The organism is Streptomyces sp. WM6386 (assembly GCF_000972385.1).
GTDB lineage: Bacteria > Actinomycetota > Actinomycetes > Streptomycetales > Streptomycetaceae > Streptomyces.
On the sequence record NZ_JXTE01000061.1, the window covers coordinates 41,024 to 56,751 of the forward strand.

Here is a 15,728-nt window from a genome sequence, read left to right on the forward strand (position 1 = left end):
GTTCTCCGTCCCTTCGACAGAAACAGGAGACCTCCAGCATGACCCATCCCACTCCCATCCGGCGAGAGCGGACCCGGCCGCGCCTGTTGGACCTGTTCTCGTGCGCCGGCGGAGCCGCCGTGGGCTACGCCCGCGCCGGTTTCGACGTGGACGGCTGCGACCTCGCCGACCGTCCGAACTACCCCTTCCCGTACCACCAGGGCGACGCCCTCGCCTACCTCGCCCGCCTGGTCGCATCTGGCGAGATCCAGCGGTACACGTTCGTCCACGCCTCCCCGCCGTGCCAGCACGGATGCGCGCTGACCGTGGGCACCAACGCTTCCCAGGGGTGGGGCCGCGCCCACGTCGACCTGGTGGCGCCCACGCGCGACCTGCTCGACAGGACCGGGTTGCCGTATGCCATCGAGCAGCCCAACGGCCGCGCGGAGATCCGCAAGGACCTCACCTTGTGCGGCGAGATGTTCGGCCTTGGAGTCATCCGCCACCGCAACTTCGAGTTGGGCGGCTGGACGGCCGAGCAGCCGACGCACGTCCCGCATCGGGGCCGCGTGCGCGGTTACCGCCACGGCCGCTTCTACGACGGCCCGTACGTCGCCGCCTACGGCAGCGGCGGCGGCAAGCCGACCGTCCAGGAGCTTCAGGCTGCGATGGGTATCACGTGGACCGACGTGCGCGAGGAACTGACCGAGGCCATTCCACCCGCCTACACGGAGTTCATCGGCCGCGCCCACCTCGCCACGATCGCGCTGGGGGTGGCCGCGTGACCGAGCACCTGATGCACTCCGCGCTGGAAGCCGCCGAACGCGGCTGGCACGTCTTCCCGATCCGCCCCCGCATGAAGCGCCCGCCCGCCCTGCACGGCGCGGATACCTGCCCCGGTACCGGCCCGTGCGTGAACGGGCACCTGACGTGGGAGCAGCGCGCCACCACCGACCCGGACCGCATCCGTGCCGCCTGGACGCACGCGCCGTTCAACGTCGGCATCGCCACCGGCCCCTCCGGGCTGGTGGTCGTCGACCTCGACAAGCCCAAGCCCGCACACGACATGGACAGTTCGGACGCGCCTGACGGCGCGGCAACCTTCCAAGCGCTCTGCGAGCGCGCCGGGCACGCCGTCCCCGACACCTACCGAGTGCGGACCGCGAACGACGGACAGCACCTGTACTTCGCCGCTCCCAATGGCGTGCGGATGGCCAACACAGCCCGCACCATCGGTGAGTTGGTCGACACCCGTGCATGGGGCGGTTACGTCGTCGCAGCGGGCAGCACCACCCCGGCCGGACCCTACGAAGCCCTGTGCGAGCCTGTGGCCGCATCTCTGCCCGTATGGCTGCGCAGCATCCTCGTACCGGCCCCCAAGCCGTCTCAGGCCCCTTCGATGGCCGTAACGGCGCAATCTAGCCGATATGCGGATGTAGCGCTCGCCGAGGAAGCCGCGAACGTGGCCCGCGCCGTGGAGGGCGAGCGGGAAGCGACGCTGTTCCGCGCGGCGCGCGCCCTGGGGCGCTTCGTGGCGTGGGGCGACCTCCCCCGGCACGTGGTTGAGCAGGCTCTTCAGGAGGGGGGCGAGCGGGCCGGACTGACCGTTGCCGAGTGCCGCTCCACCCTTCGCAGCGCCCTGAACTGGTCCATCGCCCACAACCAGAGCAGGAGGACCGCGGCATGAGCACCCCCCGCCCCCTCCTGAAGAGCATCACGGCCACCCCACCGGTGCCGACCGACGCTCCACAGGCTGTGGACACGACGGCCGTGGGCGAGCCGACAGGCGTCGCCCGTCAGGGCGTCCGAACTGCCCTTCGCCCTGACGCGCAGGAAGGCACTCCCGGCAACCCCACGCCGGAGCGGCCCGGCATCCGCATCTACGCCCCGCCCGTCTACCGCCACCACTACGACGGCGCCCGCTGGTCCAAGCGCTACGGCGACACCCCCACCGCCGCCTACGCCTGCCCCTGCGGACAGACCGACACCGCCACCGGCCGCGACAGCGTGGCCGACCTGGTCGCCGACTACGACTACCACCGCACCACCTGCCCGCGCCTGAACCCCCAGCAAGGGAGGCGAGCCGCATGACCGACGACCTCGAAGAACTGCCCGCACCCTCCAACCCGTTGGCCGTCGCCCGGCGTCTCCTGCCGGACTGGCAGACCGAGGACGGACGCCTGGTGTGCCGGCGCTGGCGCGCCTCCTGGATGCGCTGGACGGGAACGTGCTGGCGGGAGATGGACGACGCACAGGTGCGCGCGGCCATGTACACCCGCCTGGAACACGTGGTCTACGTGACCTTGGGCAAGGACAACAAGCCCGAGGTGCACGACTGGGCACCCACGAAGCAGAAGATCAGCAATCTTCTCGACGCGTTGGGCGCCATCACCCTGCTGCCCACCGAGACCGATGCCCCCACCTGGATCGAGGGCGGGGATATGGCGGACGACGGGCCGATCGTGGCGTGTGAGAACGGGCTGTTGCGCATCCGGGACCGCGGGCTGCTGCCGCACGGGCCCGGGTTCTTCAACCTGGTCTCCGTCCCCTTCGCCTACGACCCCACCGCGACCGCGCCGACGTGGGAAGGCTTCCTGGCGCAGATCTGGCCCGAGGACCCCGATGCCGTCGCCGCTCTTCAGGAGTGGTTCGGCTACGTCCTGTCGGGCCGGACCGACCAGCAGAAGATCCTGCTCATCGTCGGCCCGTCCCGCTCCGGCAAGGGCACCATCGCCCGCGTGCTGAAAGAGCTGGTCGGCAAGGAGAATCTCGCCGGGCCCACGCTCGCCGGACTCGGCACCAACTTCGGACTGTCCACGCTGATCGGCAAGCCGCTCGCGGTCATCTCCGACGCCCGCCTGTCCGGCAACGACAACAGCCAGGTCGTAGAGCGGCTGTTGACGATCTCCGGTGAGGACACCATCGACATCGACCGCAAGTACCGCGCGGTGTGGACCGGCAAGCTGCCCACCCGGCTGGTGATCCTGTCCAACGAACTGCCGCACTTCGGTGACTCCTCCGGCGTCATCGCCCGCCGCTTCGTCCTGCTCAACATGCGGGTGTCCTGGCTGGGCAAGGAAGACCCCACCCTCTTCGACCGGCTCACCGCGGAGATGCCCGGCATCCTCAACTGGGCCCTGGAAGGCCTCGCCCGCCTCCAGCAGAGGGGCCGGATCACCGAACCGGTCTCCAGTCGCGAGGCAGTCACCACCATGCAGGACACTGCCTCCCCCACCTCCGCCTTCATCCGGGAACGCTGCACCACCGGGCCCATGTGCAGCGTGCCCGTGGACGCCCTGTGGACCATCTGGCGCGAGTGGGCCGAGGACAACGGCGTCCGCCCCGGCACCAAGCAGGTGTTCGGCCGCAACCTGCTCTCCGTGGTCCCGCAGCTCAGCCGCTCCCGGCCCCGCGACGCGTACGGCCGGCAGGTGGTCACCTACACCGGGATCACGCTGAACGTGTCCGAACCACATTTGCCTGAGTCGCGACTCATCGCGTCTCAAAACCCCTCTGAGTGCCGCTGAGTGCCGATGAGTCGCGACTCAGAGCAATGTGAATCCAACTCGCGGAGGACAACGTGAGCGCGCCCGCCCCCGTCCAGACCGACCCCCGCGCCACCCTCCGGGGCGGCCTTCCAGACCGGTACCTCACCCCCGACGACATCGCCGAGATGTTCGAGGTGCCCCTAGAGACCGTCTACCAGTGGCGCAAGAAGCGGACCGGCCCGCTCGGCTTCCGCGTCGGCAAGCACCTTCGCTACGACCCCGCCGACGTGCGCGCCTACGTCGCCCAGCGCAAGAGCGCGGAGCAAGACGCCGCCTGACACGGCTCAATCGCACAGCACAACTCCGTGGGGAGGGTCACGCCGTGGCCCTCCCTTCCTCATGCCCTGAAGGGACCACGCCCCAGATGGCAGGCCACATCCAAGACCGCTGGTACAAGACCGAGACTGACTCCCACGGAAAGACAGCCAAGGTAAAGACCGATCGCCACGGCACCGGCATGCGCTACCGCGCCCGATACGTGGGCCCCGACGGTAGCGAGAAATCCAAGAGCTTCCCTGACGGGCAGAAGCGGCTCGCCGAAAAGTGGCTCACCAACATTGCGGCCGACTTGTCACGCGGGCAGTACATCGACCCCCATGCAGCCCGGATCACCTTCAAGAACTACGCCGTGAAGTGGCTGAACGCCCACGCTATCGACCCGGCGAGTCAGGTTGTGATCGAACAACGGTTGCGTTTGCACGCGTTCCCAATCCTGGGCACGCGTCCACTCGATTCGTTCCGCCCCGAACACATCCGCGAACTCGTCAGTGGCCTAGAGGCCAATATCGCCGTGAGCGGTGGATACGCGCGCAACATCTACGGCGACGTTAGAGCAGTTCTGAGCGCAGCTGTGGACGATGGCCTGCTCGCTCGGAATCCGTGCTCCGCAAAGTCCGTCCGTCCGCCAACAGTTGAGCGTCGACGCGTTGTGCCGTGGCTGCCCGCGCAGGTGTACGCAGTTCGTGAAGCCCTCACTCCGCGGTACGAGGCCATGGTGGACTTGGGGGCTGGGTGTGGGCTCCGTCAGGGCGAGATTGTCGGCTTGGCTGAGGATGCGTTGGACTGGGAAGACGGCATCGTCCATGTACGTCAGCAGGTGAAGATGATCCGTGGGAAAGCTGTATTCGCCCCGCCGAAGTGCAACAAGGAGCGGGACGTACCGCTGCCGTCGTCGGTGGCTGCTGCCCTGCGTGCCCACATGGACGAGTACAAGCCCGTTGAAGTCACGCTCCCGTGGCGGAGGCCAGATGGCCCGATGGCTTCGGCTCGTCTGCTGTTTACGAATACAGCCAACGGGGTTGCCTGGCGCAGTAACTTCAACATCCAGGACTGGAAGCCAGCTCTTGCAGCCGCAGGCCTGATTGCGGAGGCCGATGAGAAGGGCAGGTACGAGTCCGCACGGGAGCACGGTATGCACGCGCTGAGGCACTTCTACGCCTCGGTTCTGCTGGACGCCGGGGAGAGCATCAAGGCCGTCAGCCAGTACCTGGGGCATGCCGACCCGGCGCTGACGCTGAGGGTATACGCGCACTTGATGCCCTCAAGTCAAGAACGCACAAGAAAGGCAATCGACCAGGTACTCAAATCAGAAGAGTAAGCAACTGTGCCCGATCAACGTGCGCTTGGGCGTACCGTAGCTGCACCGCGCATACGGCCCAAAAGGCAAACGATGTGCCCTTGTCACGGTCTATCGATCCCGTCCAAAACGCCCGGCCTCCTAGTCGTGACCGACAACGACCCTCAAAAACCTACGGCAGTTATGTGACCAATCGGGAACGAAAACTGTGGGCTATCGCGCTCGCTCTCACTCTCTCCGTTGTCCTAGCGCTCGTCACCGGCATCCTGCTCAGGTGTCTTGGCACGACGCCTACTGACTGCGCGACAGCTGGAGGGGCCACGTTCATCGCCACAGCAACTCTCGGTATCGGCATCCTGGTGTTGATCTTCACCGATAGTCGCTAGAGGACTGGGCGACGAACCAGACGGCCCGGAGACGGCCCAGAGCCCCAACGAAGGCCCCCTGTCGACGTCAAAGACGCAGATAGGGGGCCTGTTCGCTCCTGACGCCTGCCAGTTCTCCGGGCTTGGGCATGGTCATACCAGTGTCGCAGATCAACCGGAGTGCCCCAGTCGACTACCGCCACGCCCAGAGATGGGCGGAAACCACCCCGTCGCCGGCCTCCCTGGTCCAGAAGTTCCACGAGGAGAGACCCGGCACCTGGACGTCGACCTCATGGAAGACGTATTCGGACGCCAGACCGGGATACGACGGGGACGAGTCCCGGCGCAGACGCCGTTCGGACACGGGGCCCACGACGACTCCGGGGCCTTCGACTCCGAGTTCCTCGGCCAGGCACCGCCGTGCCGTGTCGGACGCTTCCTCTCCGGGCTTCATCTTCTCGGCGGGCGCCTCGTCCCTGGGGCGCCAGCTGCCGTCGGCCATCAGCTGCGCGATCTCCACGAGTTCCTTGCCACCCTGCCGGATCCGCAGGGTGACGACGGTGACGCGACGCAACGGCGGCTCGGAGTCCAAGGTCGTCTCCCCCGCCTCGATCTCGTCCCACAGGTGCTGTACGGACTTGGTCCCCTCGGTCCCCCACGACTCCAGAGGAATGCTGTTCCTCTCCAGCCACTCCCGCAGTCGGTCCAGGCTGTCCGGAACCCACATACGCCCCGCCCCTCACGGTGTAGTCCGCTCCACCACCCATACGGGAGGCAGCTTCCTCGTCGCAGGGGACCCTACGGCGGAATCGTGGACGGCACACAGATCGCAGCAGCGCCCTGTGCCTTCCAGGAGGGGACCCGTTCCATGGCCGCCAACCGCCGACGCGGACGCCGTATCGCCGCCATCGCCACCACCGTCGCCGCCGTCACACTGACCGCCGGGCTCCTCACCGGCTGCGAGAACACCGACGACGCGCTCGACTGTCTCACCAACGCGGACACGATCGCCGACAGTCTCAAGGCGATCCACGAGGCGGGCTGGGACGCGGCGAAGGACCCGTCGAAGACCGACGAGTCCATCGACACCATCGAGAAGAACCTCGACAAGATCAACGACGGCACGGACGACGGCACGGTCGACAAGGCCGTCGACGACCTGAACAAGGCCATCGAGGACTACAACAAGTCCATCCTCGACGGCGACACCGACCCGGACAGCAGCCGGATCGACGCCGCCGCGAATGAGCTCAAGGACGTCTGCACGTCCTAAGCGGGTCGGGTGAAGTCCTCTACGGTTCGGCAGCGCCCTGAAGGGGCGCGGGGAACTGCGCGACCAGCCACGACGGCGCCGCGGACAGCCGACGGCACATCGCTGCCCGCGGAGCGCTTAGGTGGTGGGGCGCTCCAGGCATTCCTTGAGCAGCTGCTCGTCCCGTGGAAGCTCCTTGCGGACCTGCGGGCGGACGACGAGGGGAATCAGGGCTTTGCCGAGGCCGTGCCCCTCGAAGTCGATCTCTATCGTCACGCGGGAACGGAGCCCGTCGTCGAGCGACTCGATCTCGCCATGGGTACGTGGCCTGACCGGGCCTTCGATGCCGTGCAGATCCCAGCTGTACGGAGGGTCGAGCCTGTCGAACTCGACGGTCATCGGAATCTCACGGTTCCCGATGCGCCGGGTGACCCGGACCCGGGAGCCGGCGTGGACGGGCCCCTCGTCGAGCGGCTCGGCCTTGACGGCGCTCAGCTGCCATTCCGGCAGGTGGGAGGGGTCGGTGATATACGCGTAGACGTCTTCCGGACTGCGGTCGACGTCGATCACTTCACGGATGGCGGACATGACGCCCTCCTTCCAGGGCGATCCCCTTCGAGGGCTTACAGGGGAATCGTCCCACTGGACCAGCCGGTAGAACAGGACCGCCGGAACGGAAGAAGCCCCCGCCGAAGCGGGGGCTTCTCCCTGTACGGAAACGATCAGCCGGAACCGACGAACAGCACCAGCAGCAGCCACACCACCGGCGCCGTCGGCAGCAGAGAGTCCAGCCGGTCCATGATGCCGCCATGGCCCGGCAGCAGCGTGCCCATGTCCTTGATGCCCAGGTCCCGCTTGATCATCGACTCGCCGAGGTCGCCGAGTGTGGCGCTGGCAGCGACCGCGAAGCCCAGCAGCAGACCCTGCCACCAGGCGCCGTCGTCGATCAGGAAATGCATGCACAGCGCACCCGCGACCATTGCGAACGACACGGCGCCGAGCAGGCCCTCGCGGGTCTTGCCGGGGCTGATGCGCGGCGCGAGCTTGTGCCTGCCGAAGCGCCAGCCGACGGCGTACGCCCCGGTGTCGCTGACGACGGTCAGGACGAGGAACGTCATGACCCGGAACGCACCGTCGTCCGCGGTGAGCATCATCGCGACGAACGTCGCCAGGAACGGCACGTAGAACGCCGCGAAGACCCCCGCGGTGACGTCCTTCAGATAGCCCTCGGGGGGCTCCGTCATCCGCCAGACCAGGACGGCCAGCGCGGTGAGCGCCATCGCGACCCAGGCGCCCTCGGCGCCCCGGACGTATCCGGCGACGACCATGGCCGCACCGCCGACCGCCAGCGGCACGAGGGGCGCCTTGATGCCCTTGCGTTCCTCGAGCCGGGACGTCAGCTCCCACAGACCGACGACGACGGCGACCGCGATGACGCCGAGGAAGACGGCCTTGACGACGAACAAGGACGCGACGATCACCGCACCGAGCCCGACGCCGACCCCTATGGCCGCACCCAGGTCCCGCCCCGCGCTCTTCTTCTGCGGCGCGGGAGCCGGCTGCGGGGCGTCGGGCATGGGCTCCGGATTCTGCGGCGCCGCCGCACGGGGCTGCGCCGACGTGGTCTCGTCGCGGAACAAGGGGCCGCTCAGCCGAGCGGCCCCCCGGTCGTCATCCTGGTCGTCGCCGTATCGGGGCACGGCAGGTCCGTCAGGCACGATGGGCATGGGGCGAGTGTGCTGCGCCTCAGGCGCATCGTACGCGGGACCCGCCGGGGCAGCCCCCTGGACAGGCCCCTGGTCGGACGGCCCCCAGTACCCGGCTTGTGGCGGCGCTCCCCAGGAAGAGTCGTTCATCAGACCTCGAGAAGCTCCGCTTCCTTGTGCTTCAGGAGCTCGTCCACCTGGGCGACGTACTTGTGCGTAGCGTCGTCGAGCTCCTTCTCCGCACGGCGGCCCTCGTCCTCGCCGACCTCGCCGTCCTTGACGAGCTTGTCGATCGCGTCCTTGGCCTTGCGGCGGACCGAGCGGATGGACACCCGGGAGTCCTCCGCCTTGCCCTTGGCGACCTTGATGTAGTCGCGGCGGCGCTCCTCGGTCAGCTCGGGGAACACCACACGGATGATGTTGCCGTCATTGCTCGGGTTGACGCCCAGGTCGGAGTCGCGGATCGCCTGCTCGATGTTGCGCAGGGCCGTCTTGTCGAACGGGGTCACTACCGCCATGCGCGGCTCCGGCACGGAGAACGAAGCCAGCTGGTTGATCGGCGTCGGCGCACCGTAGTAGTCGGCCACGATCTTGTTGAACATCGCCGGGTGCGCACGACCGGTACGGATCGCGGCGAAGTCCTCCTTGGCGACCACGACGGCCTTCTCCATCTTCTCCTCGGCCTCGAGGAGGGTCTCTTCGATCACCACTTGCTCCTGCGTGTCTTGAGTGAGGCCCGGCTGCGGTTCCTTGGTGAGGGGCGGCGGCCGGCTGCGTCGCGTCTTCTTCCTGCACGGTTCCCGACCGGCAGGACATTGTCCATCCCCCGGTCAGGGTCCGTCCCGTCCGTCCCCCGGACGGGTTGGTCGCCGGATCGTCAGTCCCGGCTGCCCTGGTCACCCACGAGCGTGCCGATCTTCTCACCCTTGACGGCACGGGCGATATTGCCCTCCGCCAGGAGCTCGAAGACGAGGATCGGGAGCTTGTTGTCGCGGCACAGCGTGATGGCGGTCATGTCGGCGACCTTGAGGTCGCGGGTGATGACCTCGCCGTAGCTGAGCGAGTCGAACTTGACGGCCTCGGCGTTGGCCTTCGGGTCGGAGTCGTAGACCCCGTCCACGCCGTTCTTGCCCATGAGCAGCGCCTCGGCGTCGATCTCCAGGGCGCGCTGGGCGGCGGTGGTGTCGGTGGAGAAGTACGGCATGCCCATGCCGGCGCCGAAGATGACCACGCGGCCCTTCTCCAGGTGGCGCACGGCGCGCAGCGGGATGTACGGCTCGGCGACCTGACCCATGGTGATGGCGGTCTGTACCCGAGACTGGATGCCCTCCTTCTCCAGGAAGTCCTGGAGGGCGAGGCAGTTCATCACGGTGCCGAGCATGCCCATGTAGTCGGAGCGGGCGCGGTCCATGCCGCGCTGCTGGAGTTCGGCGCCGCGGAAGAAGTTGCCGCCGCCGATGACGACCGCGATCTCCGCGCCGTCACGTACGACTGCCGCGATCTCGCGGGCGATCTTGTGCACCACGTCCGGGTCCACGCCCAGGCCCCCGCCGCCGGAGAAGGCCTCTCCGGACAGCTTCAGCAGAAACCGGCCGCTCACTTTGCCGTCGTCGCTCTTCTGGGCCTTGGTGGTCATCGGATTCTCCTCATGGTGCACATACGAAGAAGGCCATTGCCGATGGGAACTGGTTCGTATCCCATGCGCGGCAATGGCCTCCTCGTCAGATCTGCTGTCGTCCGCCACGCGCGTGCGTGGCGGCGTACCGGACGACTACTGACGACCCTATAGGGCCCGTACGTCGCTCGCGGTACGGACTCAGATGCCGACCTTGATGCGCGTGAAGCGCTTCAGGGTGACACCGGCCTCGTCCAGAACCTTCTGGACCGACTTCTTGTTGTCCAGCGCGTACGGCTGGCCGAGCAGCGTGGCGTCCTTGAAGAAGCCGTTGACGCGACCCTCGACGATCTTCGGCAGGGCGGCCTCGGGCTTGCCCTCGGCGCGGGTGGTCTCCTCGGCGACGCGGCGCTCGGACTCGACGACCTCGGCCGGCACGTCCTCCTTGGAGAGCCACTTCGGCGCGAAGGCGGCGATGTGCTGGGCGACACCCTTCGCCAGGTCGGCGTCGGCCTTGTCCAGCTCGACCAGGACACCGATCTGCGGGGGCAGGTCGGGCATGGTGCGGTGCATGTAGGCGAAGACGAAGCCGTCGGCGAACTGCGCGAAGCGGTCCAGGACGATCTTCTCGCCGAGGTTGGCGTTGGCCTCGTCCACGAACGCCTGGACGGTCTTGCCGGCCTCGATCTCGGAGGCGAGCAGGGCGTCGAGGTCGGCCGGGGAGGTGGCGGCGACGTGCTGCGCGATCTGGTTGGCGACGGCCTGGAACTTCTCGCCCTTGGCGACGAAGTCCGTCTCGCACTTCAGCTCGACCAGGACACCGAAGGTGTTGTCGTCGGCGATGACGGAGACCACGGCGCCGTTCTCGGCGGAGCGGCCCTCGCGCTTGGCGACGCCCTTCTGGCCCTTGATGCGCAGGGCCTCTACGGCCTTGTCGACATCGCCCTCGGCCTCGTCCAGGGCCTTCTTGCAGTCCATCATGCCGGCGCCGGTGAGCTCGCGGAGCTTCTTGACGTCGGCGGCGGTGTAGTTCGCCATGATTCCTGGAATCTCTCTCGAAGTCTGAAGATCTACGGGCTTGACGGCGGGGGCTGGTCGGCCCCCGCCGTCAAAAGACCCGAAGGGGTGAGGGGTCAGGCCTGCTCGGCCTCGGCGGCCGGAGCCTCGACAGCGGCCTCGGCGGGGGCCTCGGCAGCGGGCGCCTCGTCGGCGGCAGGGGCGGCCTCATCGGCGGCGGGGGCCTCGGCAGCAGCCTCGGCGGGCGCCTCGGCAGCGGCCGGAGCCTCGGCGGCCGGGGCCTCCTCGGCCTTCTTCTCGCCCTCGAGCAGGTCGCGCTCCCACGCGGCGAGCGGCTCGCCCGCGCCCTTGTCACCCTTGTCACCGGTGGCGACGCCGGAGCGGGAGATGAGGCCCTCGGCGACGGCGTCGGCGATCACGCGGGTGAGCAGGGTGACGGAGCGGATCGCGTCGTCGTTGCCCGGGATCTTGTAGTCGACCTCGTCGGGGTCGCAGTTGGTGTCGAGGATGGCGACGACCGGGATGTTGAGCTTCCGGGCCTCACCGACCGCGATGTGCTCCTTCTTGGTGTCCACGATCCAGACGGCGCTGGGGACCTTGGACATCTCGCGGATACCACCGAGGGTCTTCTCGAGCTTGGCCTTCTCACGCGAGAGGACCAGGAGCTCCTTCTTGGTGAGGCCGGACGCGGCCACATCCTCGAAGTCGATCTGCTCGAGCTCCTTCAGGCGCTGCAGGCGCTTGTAGACGGTCGAGAAGTTGGTGAGCATGCCGCCCAGCCAGCGCTGGTTGACGAAGGGCATGCCGACGCGGGTCGCCTGCTCGGCGATGGCCTCCTGCGCCTGCTTCTTCGTGCCGACGAACATGACCGTGCCGCCGTGGGCGACGGTCTCCTTGACGAACTCGTAGGCGCGGTCGATGTACGACAGCGACTGGAGCAGGTCGATGATGTAGATGCCGTTGCGCTCCGTGAAGATGAATCGCTTCATCTTCGGGTTCCAACGACGGGTCTGGTGACCGAAGTGGACGCCGCTTTCCAGCAGCTCCCGCATCGTGACGACGGCCATGGCCGTTCTCCTTGTTTCTCGGTTATGTCCTGACGCCCACATGCGCCGTGCCACTAAGGACCGAGGGGCGCTGACCGGGACCGTTGCCGGCCGCCGTGTCGGGGCGTGCGAAGTCGACCCGGTGACCCGGATCGCCAGTAGAAGTGTACGGGACCCACGGAGCACCGGGTGACGCCGCTGTCCACAACCGGGGAGCGGTCCACAGCTCCCGGCCATGATCACGGCTTTTCCCGCAGGCTTCCGGCATGCGAGCGATGCGATGTGTGAGCGGGGGCGGCGCGGCGTTGCTGCTGGCCCTGGTGCTGACGGTGCTGGCCGCGGGCCCGGTGTCGGGCGGTCCGGCCCCGCCCCCGCCGGCCGCCCCGGACCCTTCGGTTCCGGCCATCGGCCGCGCCTGGCCGGTGGGGGTTCGCCCGTCGGTTCTACGGGGCTGGGAGCCCCCGGCGACGGCGTACAGCCGCGGCCACCGGGGTGTGGACCTCGCGGCAGCACCGGGCACACCTGTACGAGCGGTGGCGGCGGGGCGGGTGCTGTACGCGGGGCGGGTGGCCGGAAAGGGCGTGGTCTCGGTGGAACTCACCGGCACGGACCTGCGTACGACGTACGAACCGGTGACGGCGTCGGTCGAGAAGGGCGACGAGGTGGCACCGGGCCAGATGCTCGGCACGGTGGAGGCGACGGGCTCGCACTGCACGGCTCCGTGCGTGCACTGGGGCCTGCGGAAAGGGGCGGTCTACCTGGACCCACTGTCACTGCTGCCACCGTGGCTGCTGCACAGGGGCCCATCGAGACTGCTGCCGGTACTGGGAGTACCGCTGCCGAACCCTGACGTCAGCCCCGGACGCCCCGTAGAGCCATAGCCACAGCGGCGTCGGTAATGGCCGAAGGATCCTCCGCGGCCCCCAGCTCGATCCGCCGCACCGCCGCGTCCACGACCCCTTGCAGCAACATCGCGGCAAGTCGGGGTTCCGAGTGGCCCATCTCCCCGAGCGCCTGCCCGATCATCGCCACGAGCCCGCCGTGCGCGGCCCGGATCTTCTCCCGGGCCCCCGCGTCCAGCTCACTGGCGGAGATGGCAACGACAGCCCGGTGCCGCCGGTCCCCGACCAGGGCCAGCTGCTGCCGCACATACGCCTCGACCTTCGCCTCGGGCCCCTGGGCCGCGGCCATCGCCGCCGACACCTCCGCGGCCCAGACCGGGAAGTCGACCTCGCACAGCTCCTCGACCACCGCGGCCCGGGACCGGAAGTACTCGTACACGGACGACCGCGCCAGCCCCGTCCGCTCGGCGAGAGCCGGAAACGTCAGCGCCTCCGTCCCACCCTCGGACAGCAACGACCGAGCCGCGTCCAGCAGGGCGGCTCGCTGCATCGACCGGTGCTCGGCCACGGAGGCCGCTCGAATCCTTGGCACGTCGTCCACTTTACGGACGCACCACCCCCGGCGGGAGTCACTCGTCCCGACGCTCGTCATTCGGCCAGGTCACCGACCGAAGCCGGCCAGTTTCGCGCGCAGTTGCAGCACCGACTTGGTGTGGATCTGACTGACCCGGCTCTCGGTCACACCCAGCACGTTCCCGATCTCGGCGAGCGTGAGCCCCTCGTAGTAGTAGAGCGTGACCACGGTCTTCTCCCGCTCGGGCAGCGTGTTGATGGCCCGCGCCAGGAACCGTCTGAGCTCCCGGTCCTCGGCCACCTCGACCGGATTGTCGGCGGCGGTGTCCTCCAGCGTGTCCATGACGCTGAGCCCGTCCCCGCTCTCGCCCCCGACATGCAGCAGCTCCTCCAGTGCCACCACGTTCGCCAGCGACAACTGACTGAACACCGCGTGGAGTTCGTCCACCGCGATCCCCATCTCGGAGGCCACCTCACCCTCGCTGGGCGTCCGCCTCAGCCGCGCCTCCAGCGTCGCGTACGCCCGCTCCACGTTGCGCGCCTTCTGCCGCACCGAGCGCGGGATCCAGTCCAGCGCCCGGAGCTCGTCGATCATCGCGCCCCGGATCCGCGTGATCGCGTACGTCTCGAACTTGATCTCCCGGTCGATGTCGAACTTCTCGATCGCGTCGATGAGCCCGAAGACCCCGGAGGACACGAAGTCGGCCTGCTCCACATTGGGCGGCAGACCCACGCTCACCCGGCCCGCCACGTACTTCACCAACGGCGAGTAGTGCAGGATCAGCTGCTCCCGCAGCCGCTCGTCGCCCGTCCCCTTGTACGAACGCCACAGTTCGTCGAGTGTCGAGGGAGCGGGCGGCCGCACGCTACCTTCGCGGGCGGCTGGGGGGATCGCCGCCCGGTCGGACCCGGAGGTGTGCTGGGGCATTCGTCGCCTTGTGCCGTTCTGCCGTGAATGAGGTGTGCCTGGGTGAGCTGTCTGCCTGATGTCGAGTTCGATGCCGTGGTGCCGGTCTGTGCCGGAATCCCCGTGAGCGTAGCGTGACTGGAGTGTCGCGGTGTGCGAAGTGCGTGGCGGAAGCTGTGCGCAGATACGTTCCTTTGACCGCCCCGCCGGGTCACGGCGGTAGCTCTGCGTGACCAGGCGGCGGGGCCAACTGCGGGAATTCCCAAGGCTGTCGGGGTTCCCCCGGACGGCCGAACACGCTCGGTCAACATCGACTCCGACCGTCACGGACGGAGATCATCGCCTGGCGTGTCAACTTCCAGCCGTCGCCGTGTCGTTCGACGTAACCAAGTGATCGGAGCTCGTACAGTCTCGCGATCGCGTCGTCCTGCGTCGTCTGCGCACCGCTCCCGACCTCGGCCGCGGTCGCCGCGCCGCGTGACGGCAGCGCGGCCAGGACCCGCCGGGCGCCCGGTGGGAGCAGATCGCGCGGCAGGACGGGGCCTCTCCGGTCCGGGGCGAGCTCTCCCATGTCGCCGACCAGCTCGACGACTTCCTCGGCATCCGTGACGAGCACCGCGTCCCCGCGCAGCAGCTCGTGCACCCCGGCGGAGAGTCCGCTGGTGGCCGGCCCGGGCACCCCCATCGTGTGCCGGCCGAGCCGCTGCGCCGCCCGCGCGGTGACGAGGGAACCGCTCCGATAGGCGGCCTCCACCACCACGGTCCCCCTGGTCAGCGCGGCGATCACCCGGTTCCGCAGCACGAACCGGCTCGGCGTCGGATGGTCGCCGGGCGGCAACTCCCCGACCACCAGGCCCTGTTCCGCGATCCTGGAGATCAACTCGGTGTGCCCGGGCGGGTAGGGCCGGTCGACCCCGCAGGCCAGCACGGCGACGGTGGCCCCGCCGGCGCCGAGGGCACCGCGGTGAGCGGCCCCGTCGACACCGTAGGCTCCGCCGGACACGACGACCCACCCGCGCTCGGCGAGACCGCACGCGAGGGTGGCCGCCATATGAGCCCCGTACTCGGTGCACGCCCGGGCGCCCACGACGGCGACCGACCTGAGCGCCCACATCCGCAGACTGGGCGCCCCACGCACCCACAGCCCCAGGGGCCGCGCGTCACCGAGGTCGTCGAGCTGCCCGGGCCACTCGGCACCCCCGGGACACACGAACCGCACTCCGCAGTCGCGCGCGACCCGCAGATCGGCATCCGGCTCTGCCGCCCTCCCCCGAGCCACCAGCCCGCCCCACCGCTTCCTGG

General features: G+C 68.7%; 18 protein-coding genes. 8 read left to right on the forward strand and 10 right to left on the reverse strand.

What is annotated here, in order from left to right; genetic code table 11:
• Nucleotides 1-38: 38 nt before the first annotated feature.
• The 6 genes from TN53_RS30510 (at nt 39) to TN53_RS30535 (ending at nt 5,124) form a co-directional block, all read left to right on the forward strand.
• Nucleotides 39-764 carry a DNA cytosine methyltransferase gene (locus tag TN53_RS30510; RefSeq protein WP_046261950.1) on the forward strand — a complete coding sequence of 242 codons (726 nt, stop codon included), beginning with the start codon at nt 39-41 and terminating at the stop codon, nt 762-764.
• Nucleotides 761-1,666: a bifunctional DNA primase/polymerase gene (locus TN53_RS30515; RefSeq protein WP_234441731.1), complete on the forward strand. Its 906-nt coding sequence runs from the start codon at nt 761-763 to the stop codon at nt 1,664-1,666. Before TN53_RS30510 ends, TN53_RS30515 begins: the two co-directional genes overlap by 4 nt.
• Nucleotides 1,663-2,070 (forward strand): hypothetical protein, encoded by a 408-nt coding sequence (locus TN53_RS30520; protein WP_234441732.1) that lies wholly within the window; start codon nt 1,663-1,665, stop codon nt 2,068-2,070. The genes TN53_RS30515 and TN53_RS30520 overlap by 4 nt, the downstream gene beginning before the upstream one ends.
• Nucleotides 2,067-3,506 (forward strand): DNA primase family protein, encoded by a 1,440-nt coding sequence (locus TN53_RS30525; protein WP_046261951.1) that lies wholly within the window; start codon nt 2,067-2,069, stop codon nt 3,504-3,506. The genes TN53_RS30520 and TN53_RS30525 overlap by 4 nt, the downstream gene beginning before the upstream one ends.
• A gap of 53 nt (nt 3,507-3,559) precedes the next feature.
• Entirely contained in the window at nt 3,560-3,805 is a 246-nt protein-coding gene (locus TN53_RS30530) for a helix-turn-helix domain-containing protein (protein ID WP_046261952.1), read from the forward strand.
• A gap of 86 nt (nt 3,806-3,891) precedes the next feature.
• The gene (locus TN53_RS30535) at nt 3,892-5,124 is read left to right on the forward strand and encodes a tyrosine-type recombinase/integrase (RefSeq protein WP_046261953.1); all 1,233 of its coding nucleotides are present in this window, start codon (nt 3,892-3,894) and stop codon (nt 5,122-5,124) included.
• A 537-nt stretch (nt 5,125-5,661) separates the two neighbouring features.
• Here TN53_RS30535 and TN53_RS30540 read toward each other — a convergent pair.
• The gene (locus tag TN53_RS30540; RefSeq protein ID WP_046261954.1) at nt 5,662-6,195 is read right to left on the reverse strand and encodes an NUDIX domain-containing protein; all 534 of its coding nucleotides are present in this window, start codon (nt 6,193-6,195) and stop codon (nt 5,662-5,664) included.
• A gap of 84 nt (nt 6,196-6,279) precedes the next feature.
• On the opposite strand from TN53_RS30540, the gene TN53_RS30545 reads away from it, so the two are divergent.
• Complete coding sequence (locus TN53_RS30545; protein WP_420719141.1) at nt 6,280-6,741, forward strand: hypothetical protein; 462 nt, start codon at nt 6,280-6,282, stop codon at nt 6,739-6,741.
• Between the two features lie 117 nt (nt 6,742-6,858).
• Here TN53_RS30545 and TN53_RS30550 read toward each other — a convergent pair whose 3' ends face one another.
• The 6 genes from TN53_RS30550 to rpsB form a co-directional block, all read right to left on the reverse strand.
• Complete coding sequence (locus TN53_RS30550; RefSeq protein WP_046261956.1) at nt 6,859-7,308, reverse strand: SRPBCC family protein; 450 nt, start codon at nt 7,306-7,308, stop codon at nt 6,859-6,861.
• A gap of 134 nt (nt 7,309-7,442) precedes the next feature.
• Complete coding sequence (locus TN53_RS30555) at nt 7,443-8,576, reverse strand: phosphatidate cytidylyltransferase (protein ID WP_095046817.1); 1,134 nt, start codon at nt 8,574-8,576, stop codon at nt 7,443-7,445.
• On the reverse strand, nt 8,576-9,133 hold the full coding sequence (gene frr, locus TN53_RS30560; RefSeq protein ID WP_046261972.1) for a ribosome recycling factor: 558 nt from the start codon (nt 9,131-9,133) through the stop codon (nt 8,576-8,578). Before frr ends, TN53_RS30555 begins: the two co-directional genes overlap by 1 nt.
• Before the next feature lie 170 nt (nt 9,134-9,303).
• Nucleotides 9,304-10,062, reverse strand: a complete 759-nt coding sequence (gene pyrH, locus TN53_RS30565; protein ID WP_046261958.1) for a UMP kinase — start codon at nt 10,060-10,062, stop codon at nt 9,304-9,306.
• Between the two features lie 180 nt (nt 10,063-10,242).
• Nucleotides 10,243-11,079 carry a translation elongation factor Ts gene (gene tsf / locus TN53_RS30570; RefSeq protein ID WP_046261959.1) on the reverse strand — a complete coding sequence of 279 codons (837 nt, stop codon included), beginning with the start codon at nt 11,077-11,079 and terminating at the stop codon, nt 10,243-10,245.
• A 95-nt stretch (nt 11,080-11,174) separates the two neighbouring features.
• Nucleotides 11,175-12,125 (reverse strand): 30S ribosomal protein S2, encoded by a 951-nt coding sequence (rpsB, locus tag TN53_RS30575; RefSeq protein ID WP_046261960.1) that lies wholly within the window; start codon nt 12,123-12,125, stop codon nt 11,175-11,177.
• A gap of 245 nt (nt 12,126-12,370) precedes the next feature.
• On the opposite strand from rpsB, the gene TN53_RS30580 reads away from it, so the two are divergent.
• A complete protein-coding gene (locus TN53_RS30580; protein ID WP_046261961.1) occupies nt 12,371-12,985 on the forward strand; it encodes a murein hydrolase activator EnvC family protein in 615 nt (204 codons plus the stop codon).
• Here TN53_RS30580 and TN53_RS30585 read toward each other — a convergent pair.
• The 3 genes from TN53_RS30585 to dprA form a co-directional block, all read right to left on the reverse strand.
• Complete coding sequence (locus TN53_RS30585) at nt 12,957-13,514, reverse strand: TetR/AcrR family transcriptional regulator (protein WP_046261962.1); 558 nt, start codon at nt 13,512-13,514, stop codon at nt 12,957-12,959. The genes TN53_RS30580 and TN53_RS30585 overlap by 29 nt on opposite strands.
• Before the next feature lie 93 nt (nt 13,515-13,607).
• Nucleotides 13,608-14,447, reverse strand: coding sequence for an RNA polymerase sigma factor WhiG (whiG, locus tag TN53_RS30590; RefSeq protein ID WP_046261963.1), 840 nt, complete (start codon nt 14,445-14,447; stop codon nt 13,608-13,610).
• A gap of 283 nt (nt 14,448-14,730) precedes the next feature.
• Nucleotides 14,731-15,728, reverse strand: a 998-nt coding sequence (gene dprA, locus TN53_RS30595) for a DNA-processing protein DprA (protein ID WP_046261973.1), incomplete at its 5' end; no start/stop codon positions are given.